A 12,960-nucleotide genomic window follows, 5' to 3' on the forward strand; every position below is an offset into this window, starting at 1 on the left:
CGTTCGGAAACGAGGGGATACTGAGCGCCATGGACGAACTTGATTCGGCGCTGGTGCAGCTGCTGCAGCGCGATGCCCGGCAGACCAACCGCGAGCTGGCCCGCCAGCTCGGCATCGCGCCGTCGACCTGCCTGGAACGGGTTCGCTCGCTGGAGCGGCGCGGTGTGATCCGCGGCTACCACGCCGAGATCGACACCGCCGCGCTCAACCGGGGCGTGCAGGCGTTCGTCGCGGTGCAGATCCGGCCGCTGAGCCGTACGGTGATCGACAGCTTCACCGAGTTCGTCGCCGGCCTGCCGCAGGTGGTGTCGGCGTTCGTGGTGGCCGGCGGCGACGACTTCCTCATCCACGTGGCGGTACAGGATCTCGACCACCTGCACGCGTTCCTGGTCGATCGGCTCAGCCGGCGCCGGGAGATCATCAGCTACCGCAGCTCGGTGATCTACCAGCAGGCCCACAACACCGTGCTGGCCGCCCTCGACGAGCCGTGAGGATCGGGCCGGCGACCAGCCGCCGCGGCCGTTCCCGACGCGCCGCAGCCGTGCCCGCGACGCGGTCGTAGCCCGGCGAGCCGGGCCCGCGGCCGGGCCCGGCTCGTGCGTCAGCGGGGCAGGGCGAGCGGCTGGGCGGCGGCGTCGACCGGTGCCGGCAGGTCGCCGGGGACACCGAGGTAGCGGTGGATCGCGGCGGCGGCCGCCCGGCCCTCGGCGATCGCCCACACGATCAGCGCGGCGCCGCGGTGCGCGTCGCCGGCGGTGAACACGCCCTCGGCGTCGGTCTGCCAGTCGGCGCCGCAGTCCAACGTGCCGCGCGGGGAACGGGTCAGCCCGAGACCGGACAGCAGCGGCGACGGTTCGGTACCGGCGAAGCCGATCGCGAGCAGCACCAGGTCGGCGGGCAGTTCGCGCTCGCTGCCGGGTACCGGCGTGACGACCCGCCGGCCGTCCACCCGTGACACGTCGACCTGGTGGATCCGGATGGCCCGGACCGCGCCGGTCCCGTCGTCGACGAACTCGTACGCGCCGGCGGCGAACTCGCGTGCGCCGCCCTCCTCGTGCGCCGGGTACATCCGCAGGATCGTCGGCCAGGTCGGCCACGGGTCGCGGGCGCCGTCCCGGCTCGCCGGCGGCTCCGGGTACAGGTCGAGCTGGGTGACGCTGGCCGCGCCCTGCCGGTGCGCGACCCCGAGGCAGTCGGCCGCGGTGTCGCCGCCGCCGATGATGACCACGTGCCGGCCGGCCGCGGACAGGGTCGAGATCTGTCCACTGTGGACTGCGCGGTTGGAGGCGACCAGGTGCTCCATCGCCAGGTGCACGCCACGCAGCTCGCGACCGGGAGTGTCCACGTCGCGGCCGGCGAGCGCGCCGGTGGCGAGCAGCACCGCGTCGTACTCGGCGCGCAGGTCGGCGGCGGCCACGTCGACGCCCACCTCGCAGCCGGTCACGAACCGGACGCCCTCGGCGGTCAGCTGCTCCAGCCGCCGGTCGATGTGCGTCTTCTCCAGCTTGAAGTCGGGGATGCCGAAGCGCAGCAGGCCGCCGACGCGCTCGTCCCGCTCGTACACGACGACCTCGTGGCCGGCCCGGGCCAGCTGCTGCGCGGCGGCGAGGCCCGCCGGCCCGGACCCGACGATCGCCACCCGCTTGCCGGACGGGGCCGGCGCGGGTTGCGGCGTCACCAGCCCGGAGTCGTACGCCTGGTCGATGATCTGGACCTCGATCTGCTTGATCGTGACCGGATCGTCAGCGATGCCGAGTACGCAGGCGGCCTCGCACGGCGCGGGGCACAGCCGGCCGGTGAACTCGGGGAAGTTGTTCGTCGCGTGCAGCTGCTCGATCGCGGCGGCCTCGGCGCCGGTACGGGTCGCCTCGTTCCACTCCGGGATCCGGTTGCCGAGCGGGCAGCCGTTGTGGCAGAACGGTACGCCGCAGTCCATGCAGCGGGCCGCCTGGTCGCGCAACGCGGCCGGGTCGTGGTTGGTGTACACCTCGTGCCAGTCGGCGATGCGCACCGGCACCGGTCGCCTGGCCGGCAGCGACCGGCCGTGCGCCAGGAATCCCCTCGGGTCAGGCATCGGACCTCCCTGCACCGGTGGCTGCCGGGACCGGCTTGCCGGCCACCGCCATCACCGCGGCGTCGACGTCGGCGCCGGAGAGCTGCGCCTCGGCCATGATGCGGCGCACCCGCGCGTACTCGCGGGGCAGCACCGTGCTGAACTGCTCGACCGCGCTGGGCCAGTCGGCGAGCAGCTCGGCGGCCCGGGCCGAGCCGGTCTGCGCGTGGTGCGCCTCGACCAGTTCGCGCAGCCGCTGCCGGTCCTCGGGCGCGAGCGGACCGAGGTCGACCAGCTCCCGGTTGACCAGCCCGGGATCGAGCCGGTACACGTACGCGGTGCCGCCGGACATGCCGGCGGCGAAGTTGCGCCCGGTGGGCCCCAGCACGGCGACGGTGCCGCCGGTCATGTACTCGCAGCCGTGGTCGCCGCAGCCGTCGACCACGGCGACCGCACCGGAGTTGCGGACCGCGAACCGCTCCCCCACGATGCCGTCGGCGTACAGTTCGCCGCCGGTCGCCCCGTACAGCACGGTGTTGCCGGCGATGATGTTGTCGGCGGCGGCGAACGGCGCGGTGGCGTCCGGGCGGATCACCAGCCGGCCGCCGGACAGCCCCTTTCCGACGTAGTCGTTCGCGTCGCCGTGCAGCCGCAGCGTGATGCCGCGCGGCAGGAACGCGCCGAACGACTGGCCGGCGGTACCGGTGAAGGTGATGTCGACGGAGTCGTCGGCGAGGCCGCCGCGGTGCCGGCGGGTCAGCTCGGAGCCGAGCATGGTGCCGACCGCACGGTCGGTGTTGCGGATCGGCAGCGACGCGGTGACCGGCTCACCGGTGTCCAACGTGGACCGGGCGAGTTCGATCAGCTTGACGTCGAGCACCGACTCCAGGCCGTGCTCCTGGTCCCGGATCGCCCGGCGGGCGCCGGTGTCGGGGCCGGGCGCGGTCAGGATCGGCGTCAGGTCCAGCCCGGCCGCCTTCCAGTGCTCGACGGCCGGCGCGACGTCCAGCAGCTCGACCTGACCGATCGCCTCGTCCAGGGTGCGGAAACCCAACTGCGCCAGGTACTCCCGGACCTGCTCGGCGAGGAAGGTGAAGAACGTCTCGACGAACTCCGGCTTGCCGGTGTAGCGCTCGCGCAGCGCCGGGTTCTGGGTGGCGATACCGACCGGGCAGGTGTCCAGGTGGCACACCCGCATCATCACGCAGCCCTGCACGATCAGCGGCGCGGTGGCGAAGCCGAACTCCTCGGCGCCCAGCAGCGCCGCGACCACCACGTCGCGGCCGGTCTTGAGCTGCCCGTCGACCTGCACCCGGACCCGGTCGCGCAGTCCGTTGGCGAGCAGCGTCTGCTGTGCCTCGGCCAACCCCAGCTCCCAGGGCGCGCCGGCGTGCTTGAGCGAGTTGAGCGGGGAGGCGCCCGTCCCGCCGTCGTGGCCGGAGATCAGCACCACGTCGGCGTGCGCCTTCGCGACCCCGGCGGCGACGGTACCGACGCCGACCTCGCTGACCAGCTTGACGTGGATGCGGGCGGCCGGGTTGGCGTTCTTCAGGTCGAAGATCAGCTGCGCCAGGTCCTCGATGGAGTAGATGTCGTGGTGCGGCGGCGGCGAGATGAGCCCGACGCCGGGCGTGGAGTGCCGGGTGCGGGCGACCCACGGGTACACCTTGTTGCCGGGCAGCTGGCCGCCCTCGCCGGGCTTCGCGCCCTGCGCCATCTTGATCTGGATGTCGTCGGCGTTGACCAGGTACTCGCTGGTCACGCCGAACCGGCCGGACGCCACCTGCTTGACCGCGCTGCGCCGTTCGGCGTCGTACAGCCGGTCGACGTCCTCGCCGCCCTCGCCGGTGTTGGACCGGCCGCCGAGCCGGTTCATCGCGATGGCGAGGTCGGTGTGCGACTCGGCCGAGATCGAGCCGTAGCTCATCGCGCCGGTCGCGAACCGCCGCACGATCGCCTCGACCGGCTCCACTTCGGACAGTGGTACCGGGGTGCGCTGCTCGGTGCGCAGCCGGAACAGTCCGCGCAGCGAACCCGACTCGGCGCTCAGAGCGTCCACAGTGGACGTGTACCGGCCGAAGATGTCGTACTGCCGGGACCGGGTGGAGTGCTGCAGCAGGAACACCGTCTCCGGGTTGAACAGGTGCACCTCCCCCTCGCGCCGCCACTGGTACTCGCCGCCCACGTCCAGCACCCGGTGCGTCGCCTCGGCCGGGTTCCGCGGGTACGCGCGGGCGTGCCGGTCGGCGATCTCGGCGGCGATCTCCGCCAGCCCGATACCGCCGATCCGCGACGTGGTCCCGGTGAAGTAGCGGGCCACCAGGTCGTCGGCCAGCCCGATCGCCTCGAACACCTGCGCACCGGTGTACGAGGCGACCGTGGAGATGCCCATCTTCGACATGATCTTCAGGACGCCCTTGCCGAGCGCCTTGGCGTACCGGCCGACCGCCGCGCGCGGGGCCAGGTCGGTGATGGTGCCGGCGGCGATCAGGTCCTCGATCGACTCGAACGCCAGGTACGGGTTGACCGCGGCGGCACCGTAGCCCAGCAGCAGCGCCACGTGGTGCACCTCGCGGCAGTCACCGGACTCCACGATCAGCGACACCTGGGTACGGGTCTGCTCGCCCACCAGGTGCTGGTGCACCGCGGCGGTCAGCAGCAGCGACGGGATCGGCGCGAGATCGGCGGTGGTGTCCCGGTCGGACAGCACCAGGATGCGCACCCCGTCCTCGATCGCCTCGGACACGTGCCGGCAGATCTGCGTGATCCGGGCCTTGATGCCCTCGCCGCCGTCGGCTACCCGGTACAGCCCGGAGACCCGGACGGCCTTGAAGCCCGGCATGTCGCCGTCCTCGTCGACCGACAGGATCTTCGCCAGCTCGTCGTTGTCCAGTACCGGGTGCGGCAGCACGATCTGCCGGCAGCTGGCCGGCGAGGCCTCCAGCAGGTTGTGCTCCGGCCCGATCGTGGTGGCGACGCTGGTGACCAGCTCCTCCCGGATCGCGTCCAGCGGCGGGTTCGTCACCTGCGCGAACAGCTGGGTGAAGTAGTCGTACAGCAGCCGGGACCGCTTCGACAGCACCGCGATCGGGGTGTCGGTACCCATCGAGCCGAGCGGCTCGGCGCCGGTCGTGGCCATCGGCCCGAGCAGGATCTTCAGCTCCTCGGCGGTGTAGCCGAACGTCTGCTGCCGGCGCGCCACGCTGTCGTGGGTGTAGACGATGTGCTCGCGGGCGGGCAGGTCGGCGAGCTGGACGAGCCCGGCGGCCAGCCACTCGTCGTACGGCTCGGCGGCGGCCAGCTCGTCCTTGATCTCGTCGTCGTCGACGATCCGGCCGGCCTGCGTGTCGACCAGGAACATCCGGCCGGGCTTCAACCGGCCCTTGGCCACCACGCTCGCCGGGTCCAGGTCGACCACGCCGGCCTCGGAGGCGAACACGACCGTACCGTCGTCGATGCGCCACCACCGGGCGGGCCGCAGCCCGTTGCGGTCCAGTACCGCGCCGATCCGGGTTCCGTCGGTGAACGCCACGCAGGCCGGGCCGTCCCACGGCTCCATCAGGCAGGCGTGGAACTGGTAGAACGCGCGGTGCGCAGGGTTCATCCGCGGGTCGTTCTCCCACGCCTCCGGGATCATCATCAGCACCGAGTGCGGCAGGCTGCGGCCGGTCAGCGCGAGCAGCTCCAGCACCTCGTCGAAGCTCGCCGAGTCCGACGCGCCCGGCGTGCACACCGGGAACAGCCGCCGGATCCGGCCGGGCAGCAGCGTCGAGGACAGCAGCGCCTCGCGGGCGGCCATCCAGTTCCGGTTGCCGCGGATGGTGTTGATCTCGCCGTTGTGCGCCACCAGCCGGAACGGCTGCGCCAGCGGCCAGGACGGGAACGTGTTGGTGGAGAACCGGCTGTGCACCAGCGCGATCGCCGAGGTCACCCGCGGATCGGACAGGTCGGGGTAGAACGCGGCGAGCTGGCGCGGTGTCAGCATGCCCTTGTAGACCATGGTGCGTGCGGACAGCGACGGGAAGTACGCGCCGATGCCCCGCTCCCGGGTCTCCCGCTCGGTCTGCCGACGCACGCAGTAGGCGACCCGCTCCAGCGCCAGGCCGGCCAGCGGCGTGCCGTCGGCGATGTCGGCGGCGGCGAGGAACACCTGCCGGATCCGGGGCATCGCGGCCCGCGCGGTCGCGCCCAGCCCGGCCGGGTCGGTCGGGACGTCGCGGAAGCCGAGCACCTCGGCGCCCTCGGCCAGCGCGTACTTGGTGAGGATCTTCTCGGCGTGCGCCGCCTGGGCCGGCTCGGCCGGCAGGAACACCAGCCCGGTGGCGTAGCGCGGGCTGCCGTCCGGCGCCGCGGCCGGCAGGGCCACCGGTGCCACCGCGCGGCAGAACTCGTCCGGTACGCCGATCAGCAGGCCGGCGCCGTCACCGGTGTTGGGCTCCGCCCCGGCCGCGCCCCGGTGCTCCATCCGGATCAGCGCGGACAGGCCCCGCTCGATCGTGCGGTGCGAGCGCCGGCCGTGCGCGTCGACGACGAACGCGACCCCGCAGGCGTCGTGCTCGTACGCCGGGTCGTACAGCCCGGCGCGGGCGCGGTCCGGACCGTGCGGCGGGCCGATCGCGGGGACACCGGTGGCGGGCAGCGTCATCGGGCCTCCATGCTGGTGAGGACGCCGGTGCGACGTGCCGCCCGGCGGAAATGTGCATAAGGGGCGGGACGCCATCGGCCCGATGCTGACATTGGAGTGTACGAGACCGACCGGCGTTGCGCCCGGGTCACCTCGTCGTGAACGACCTCACCACTCCGTCGTTTCCGACGGTATCAACCCGGCCGGGCACACGAGCGGTCGGCGGGCATATTTCACACGCGTCCGCCGCGGTCGCACCGTCGGCTGGCCAGGCCCGAGACCTCCCCCGTAGTGTCGGCTCCCGTGACCGATTCCGACACCCTGTTCGGCGAGCTCGAAACGTTCTGTGACGCGGTACCGCGGGACCGCTGCCGGGTCGAGCGCATCGCCGGTTTCGACCTGTTTGTCCGAGACGGTGTCCCGGGACACCCGTTCTACGCGCGCCCGGCGCTCGGCGCACCCGCCGGTACCCCCGCGGACATCGCCGCGGTGCGCGCCCGGCAGCGCGAGCTGGGCCTGCCGGAGGCGTTCGAGTGGGTGGACGAGACCACCCCCGGGCTGATCGAACCCGCCCGTGCCGCCGGGCTCGCCGTGCAGCTCGCGCCGCTGATGGTGCTGACCACCGACGATCCCCCGCCGGTACGGGTGCCGATCGGTGCCGCGCTGCGGCTGCTGGACCCGGACGACGAGACGTTCGCCGCCGACCTGGCCGCCAGCAGCGCGGTGGCCGACCTGGCGTTCGCCGACGGCGGTACCGCGGTCGGCGCCGCCGGCCCGGCCGAACGGGACGAGAAGACCGGCATGCTCGACGCCGCGCGGGTGGCCGCCGAGGCCGAGCTGATCCGTACCGGCCGGCACGTCCGGGCGCTGGCGGAGAGCCCGCTGGGGCTGGAGGGCGCCGAGGCGCTGCGCGGCGTGGTCGCGGCCGGCAGCGCGCAGCGCGTCGGCCCGGTCGCCGAGGTCGTCGGCGTCGGTACGCTGCCGGTCGCGCGGCGGCGCGGGCTGGGGCTCGCGGTCACCGCGACCGTGGTGCGCGCGGTGCTCGCCGCCGGCGTCCGGGTGGTGTTCCTGTCCGCCGACAACGAGGACGTCGCCGCGCTGTACGCCCGGCTCGGCTTCACCCGGATCGGCACCTCCTGCATCGCCGAACCCGCCTGAACTCTCGGGCCGGGCCGGGCGATGGCCCCCCGGCCCGGCCGGCCAGCCGATCGGCACCGCGCCGACTCCGACCACGCCGGCCCGACGGTCGTGGCACCGGCCGCCGCCCGATCGGTGCCGCCGTCGCGCATCGCGCAACGCCCTTCCCGCCGCCCGCCGGCCCGGCCAGGCTGTGGCCGCACCAGGCTGGGCCGCCACGGGTGTGGCGGCCGGGAAGGAGAAGCCCAGATGCGACCACGGGTGAGAGCCCTGTTGACGGTGCCGCTGCTGGTGGCGGCGCTGGTGGCGGGCGGAACGGCGCCGGCCGCCGCGCAGCAGCCGGCGGCCACCGGGTACGTGCCGAGCACCGGCGCGGTGTTCAACGACCCGCTGGGCACCGCGGCACAGCAGAACGCCATCAAGGACCGCATCATCGCCACCATCGACGCCACCGCGCCGGGCGCCACGATCCGCTCGTCGATGTACGCGCTGACCGACCAGGACTACACCGACGCGCTGGTCGCCGCGCACGACCGGGGCGTGACGGTGCGGGTGGTGCTGGACGCCAAGTACACCAGCGCCGCGGCCAGCCAGAACCTGATCGCCGCGCTCGGCGACTACCCGTCCCCCGGCTCCTGGGTACGGGTCTGCATGACCGGCGGCGCCTGCATCGCGCACGGCGGCGTCAACCCGATCAACCACAACAAGTTCTTCACCTTCTCCTCGGTGGGCCGGGTGCCGTACGTGGTCATCCAGGCGTCGGCCAACCAGACCGCGCTCAACGTGGAGAAGTACTTCAACAACGCCTACACGATCGTGCGCAACCGCCGGCTGTACGACGCGTACAACCGGTACTTCGCCGATCTGGCCGCGATGGTGCCGAACAACGACTACTTCACCACCGGGCGGGCCGGCGCGGAACGCTACTGGTTCCTGCCCGAGGAGACCGGCGACGTGGTCGTCGACATCCTGGACCGGGTGCGCTGCACCGGAAACCACCGCCGCGGTACGCCCGGCGACCACCGGTCGATCGTCCGGGTGTCGGCGTTCGCGCTGCACCGGGCCGAGGTGGCGGACGCGCTGACCGGTCTCGCCGACGCCGGCTGCCGGGTCGAGGTCGTCTACACCGACAGCAACCAGGTGGCCAACCTGACCGGCCACCCCGGCCTGACGCTGCGCCGGCTGAAGAACGCCGACGGCTACCTGGTGCACTCGAAGTACTTCCTGATCGAGGGCAACTATGCCGGACGGCCGGACCGGACGCTGACCTTCGCCGGATCGGCGAACCTCGACTTCTCCTCACTGCGGGAGAACGACGAGACGATCCTGGAGATCGACGGCGCCGCCGCGCACGACGCGTACCGGGGCAACTTCGACCGGCTCTGGCAGGTGTCGACCCCGACCGCGTGACCGGGTCGCGGTCGGCCCGGGCTCGTCGGCGGCACGACCGCCGGCGAGCCACGGCGTGCGGCGCGATACCCGCTGCGGCGCGATGCCCGGTCAGCCGAGCTGGCCGGGCAGTTCGGTCAGGATGCGTTCGAACAGCGTCTCGTCCAGCGCGAACGGCGAGTCGGGCACCGGCCAGTGCACCACGATCTCGTCGATGCCGAGCCGCGCGGCGGCGCCGGCCAGCTCGACCGCCTGGTCGAACGAGCCGAACGGCTCGCCGGGCAGGAAGCCGGTCAGCAGCACCCGGTGCAGCGTCGCCGGATCCCGGCCGACCGCGGCGCAGGCTTCGGCAAGCCGACGCAGCTGGTCGCCGACCGCGGCCAGCGCGTCGGTGAGGTCCTCGGCCGGCCGGCCGGCCGGACCGGTGGTGATCCACCCGTCGCCCAGCTCGGCCGCGAGCCGGAGCCCCCGGGGGCCGGTGCCGGCGAGGTAGCAGGGCAGCCGCGGCCGCTGCACGCAGCCCGGGATCATCTTCGCCGCGTGCGCCGAGTAGTACCGCCCGGTCGAGGTGGTGTCCGGCTCGCGCAGCAGGGCATCGAGCAGCCGCACGAACTCCGCGTACCGGTCGGCCCGCTCACCGGCCGACCAGGCCGGCCCGCCCAGGACCGTCGCGTCGAACCCGGTGGCCGAGCCGGCGCCGACGCCGGCGGTGATCCGGCCGCCGGACAGCTCGTCGAGGGTCATCAGGTCCTTCGCCAGCGGAACCGGATCGCGGAAGTTCGGCGACGTGACCATGGTGCCCAGCCGCAGCCGGTCGGTCACCAGCGCCGCGGCGGACAGCATCGGGACCGTCCCGTACCAGGGGCCGTCGGCGAACGAGCGCCAGGACAGGTGGTCGTAGCTGTAGCCGGCGTGCGCGCCGAGCCGTTCGGCGCGCTGCCAGACCTCGCGCGCCTCGGGCCAGCGGTGGATGGGCAGGATCACGGTACTCACCAACATGCCCGTACGGTACGCGGCGGCACCGACGATCCGGCCGCCACCGGAACCGTCCGTGTCCACAGTGGAACGATGCGCTGTCGGCGCGCTGGGTGTCGGACCGTACCCTGCACCGAGGGGCAATGACGTCAAGGAGAAGCCACATGCGCATCAGGTACGTTGCCGTGTCCGCCGCCGCCGTCGCGGTGCTGGGCCTCGCCGCTGGCTGCAACCCGGGCGGCTCGTCCGCCTCAGGCGGTGGTGGCGAGCACGCCGCCGCGTCCAGCTCGCCGAGCACCGCCGGCTCGACCGGTACCGGCGCGGACCTGCAGGTCGCGCTGCAGCGGGCGTACGGCAAGACCACCGACGCGAAGACCGCGAAGATCTCGTCCACCACCAAGATCACCGGTGGTTCGGCGGCCGGCACCACCACGATGTCCGGGGTGGTGCGGTTCGACCCGCCGGCCGAGCAGGTCACCGTGCAGACCGGCGGCCGACAGATCGAGGCGATCATGGTCGACGGGTACGAGTACCTCAAGATGGGCTCGTCCTGGCGCAAGATCGACATCTCGTCGCTGACCAGCGGCGCGCCGATGGACCCGACCCAGGCGTTGACCTACCTGCAGGGCGCGTCGTCCTCGGTGACCAACCTCGGCACCAGCACGATCCGCGGCGTCAAGGTAACCGGTTACAAGGCGACCGTCGACCTGAAGAAGGCGGCGGCCAAGCAGGGCGCCAAGGCGCAGAAGGCACTGACGACGCTGTCCGAACACGGTGTCGACAGCATCCCGGTCGAGGTGTGGCTCGACTCGGCCGGTCGGGTGGTGCGCGAGCACAGCACCCTGACCATGACCGGCGTCGGCAGCGGGTCGATGACCGTGGACAGCACCACCGACCTGTCCGACTACGGCACGCCGGTGCACATCAGCGCGCCGACCGGCGCCTGAGCGCGGTGGGAGGCCCCGGGCCGGGCCTCCCGCACTGGCTACTTCCCCGAGTCGGACTTCTCCGCCTCGGCGACCTCCCCGTCGGGCCGCTCGCCCGGCGAGTCCCCGTCGGGCTGCTCGCCCGTCGAACCGGTGGCTGGCCGCTCGGTGTCCGAGCCCTCGGCGGCGCCGGGATCCGGATCCTCGGCGGCGGGGTCGCCCGGGTCCGGGTCCTCCCGTGCGGACCCGCCGCCGTCGGGTTCGGCGTCCCCGGGCGGCGCGGTCGCCTCCGCCCCGCCGTCGGTCGAGGGCACCAGGGTCTCGGCGCCGGCGGCGGCCGCGGCGCCCTCCGGCACCACGGTGAGCTTGCCGTTGGAGTCGGCCACCACGTTGAGCCGGGGTCCGCGCACCAGCGCCACGTACAGCACGGCGGCGACGAACACCGCGATGCTGACCCAGTCGTTGAGCCGCAGCCCGAAGAACGTGTTGGCATGGTCGATGCGCAGCGACTCCACCCAGAACCGGCCGAACACGTACAGCGCGACGTACAGCGCGAAGGCGCGGCCCCGGCCGAACCGGAACTTGCGGTCCAGCAGCCACACCGCGAGCGCGACGAGCAGGTCCCAGACGCACTCGTACAGGAAGGTGGGGTGATACGTCGCGTACTGCTCGTAGCCGATGGTGCGGTGCGCCGGGTCGATCTGCACCGCCCACGGCAGGTTCGACGGACGGCCGAACAGCTCCTGGTTGAACCAGTTGCCCCAGCGGCCGACCGCCTGCGCCACCGGCAACCCGGGGGCCAGCGCGTCGGCCACGACCGACAGCGGCAGGCCGCGGCGCCGGCAGGCGATCCAGGCGCCCAGGGCACCGCCGGCCACCGCACCCCAGATGCCGAGGCCGCCGTCCCAGATCTTGAACGCGCCGACCCAGTCCTTGCCGGCCGCGAAGTACAGCTCGGGGTCGGTGATCACGTGGTAGATCCGGGCCCCGACGATGCCGAACGGCACCGCCCAGACCGCGATGTCCAGCACCGTCCACACCGGGGCGCCCCGCGCCCGCAGCCGGCGCTCGGTGATCACGCAGGCCAGCACGATGCCCACGACGATGCACAAGGCGTAGGCCCGCAACGGCAGCGGACCGAGATGCACCACCGACTGGCTCGGGCTCGGAATGGAGGCAAGGTTCACAGTTGGCCAACGTACCGGGCGTGCGCAGCCGCGTCAGCACAGCCCTCCGCGCGGGCGATCACGTACCGGAACCGACCGGTGACTGTGCATCGAAACTGGCCTACGATCGGCGAAATGGACTCCCTTACCTACGCGGTCGCGGCGGTCGTCACCGACCCGAACGGCCGCGTCCTGCTCTGCCGGCAGAGCCAGGGGCACCGGCTCTGGGGCCTGCCGAACGGGCGCATCGAGCACTGCGAACACCCGGCGCACGCCGCCGTCCGCGACATCCGGGCCCAGACCGGGTTGGAGGTCGCCGTCGACGAGCTGATCGGGCTGTACCGGCTGACCGGCCCCGCCGATGCCGCCGAGCCGCTGCCGGACCTGCTGGTACACGCCTTCCGGGCGCACGCCGTCGGCGGTGAACCGTGCGTCAACGCGCCGGCGATGATCTGCCGCGTCGGCTGGTACGACCCGGACGACGTGCCGAGCCCGCACACCGCCACCGTGACCGCGGTACTGGCCGACCTCGCCGCCGGACGCCGTGGTGTGGTCGCCGACGTCCACCGCAGCGCGCCGGCCGCCGTTCCGCTCCCCGCCTGAACCCGCGCCCACCGCCGGCGCGAGCCGGCACCCCGGCCGGCCCGAACCAGGTCCGCCACGGGCAACCGACCGCCCTACCGGCCGCAA

General features: G+C 73.2%; 9 protein-coding genes. 5 read left to right on the forward strand and 4 right to left on the reverse strand.

The features are described 5' to 3' along the window. Nucleotides 1-29 precede the first annotated feature (29 nt). On the forward strand, nt 30-491 hold the full coding sequence (locus NUM_RS06285; RefSeq protein WP_207123619.1) for an Lrp/AsnC family transcriptional regulator: 462 nt from the start codon (nt 30-32) through the stop codon (nt 489-491). A 110-nt stretch (nt 492-601) separates the two neighbouring features. On the opposite strand, the gene NUM_RS06290 is transcribed toward NUM_RS06285, so the two are convergent. Next, on the reverse strand, nt 602-2,074 hold the full coding sequence (locus NUM_RS06290) for a glutamate synthase subunit beta (RefSeq protein ID WP_207123620.1): 1,473 nt from the start codon (nt 2,072-2,074) through the stop codon (nt 602-604). Next, a complete protein-coding gene (gltB, locus tag NUM_RS06295) occupies nt 2,067-6,698 on the reverse strand; it encodes a glutamate synthase large subunit (RefSeq protein ID WP_207123621.1) in 4,632 nt (1,543 codons plus the stop codon). Before gltB ends, NUM_RS06290 begins: the two co-directional genes overlap by 8 nt. A gap of 282 nt (nt 6,699-6,980) precedes the next feature. Between gltB and NUM_RS06300 the strand changes: the two genes are divergently transcribed. Next, nucleotides 6,981-7,835, forward strand: a complete 855-nt coding sequence (locus tag NUM_RS06300; RefSeq protein WP_207123622.1) for a GNAT family N-acetyltransferase — start codon at nt 6,981-6,983, stop codon at nt 7,833-7,835. Nucleotides 7,836-8,063: 228 nt separating this feature from the next. Further along, entirely contained in the window at nt 8,064-9,224 is a 1,161-nt protein-coding gene (locus NUM_RS06305; protein ID WP_207123623.1) for a phospholipase D-like domain-containing protein, read from the forward strand. 90 nt (nt 9,225-9,314) lie between these two features. On the opposite strand, the gene NUM_RS06310 is transcribed toward NUM_RS06305, so the two are convergent. Beyond that, nucleotides 9,315-10,202, reverse strand: coding sequence for an LLM class flavin-dependent oxidoreductase (locus NUM_RS06310; protein WP_207123624.1), 888 nt, complete (start codon nt 10,200-10,202; stop codon nt 9,315-9,317). A gap of 140 nt (nt 10,203-10,342) precedes the next feature. On the opposite strand from NUM_RS06310, the gene NUM_RS06315 reads away from it, so the two are divergent. Continuing rightward, nucleotides 10,343-11,125: a hypothetical protein gene (locus tag NUM_RS06315; protein ID WP_207123625.1), complete on the forward strand. Its 783-nt coding sequence runs from the start codon at nt 10,343-10,345 to the stop codon at nt 11,123-11,125. Between the two features lie 38 nt (nt 11,126-11,163). On the opposite strand, the gene lgt is transcribed toward NUM_RS06315, so the two are convergent. Beyond that, entirely contained in the window at nt 11,164-12,291 is a 1,128-nt protein-coding gene (gene lgt / locus NUM_RS06320) for a prolipoprotein diacylglyceryl transferase (RefSeq protein WP_207123626.1), read from the reverse strand. A 114-nt stretch (nt 12,292-12,405) separates the two neighbouring features. Here lgt and NUM_RS06325 point away from each other — a divergent pair, with 114 nt between their 5' ends. Beyond that, entirely contained in the window at nt 12,406-12,873 is a 468-nt protein-coding gene (locus tag NUM_RS06325) for an NUDIX hydrolase (protein ID WP_207123627.1), read from the forward strand. Nucleotides 12,874-12,960: the final 87 nt, after the last annotated feature.

The sequence above is a fragment of the Actinocatenispora comari genome, from assembly GCF_017312725.1.
GTDB lineage: Bacteria > Actinomycetota > Actinomycetes > Mycobacteriales > Micromonosporaceae > Actinocatenispora > Actinocatenispora comari.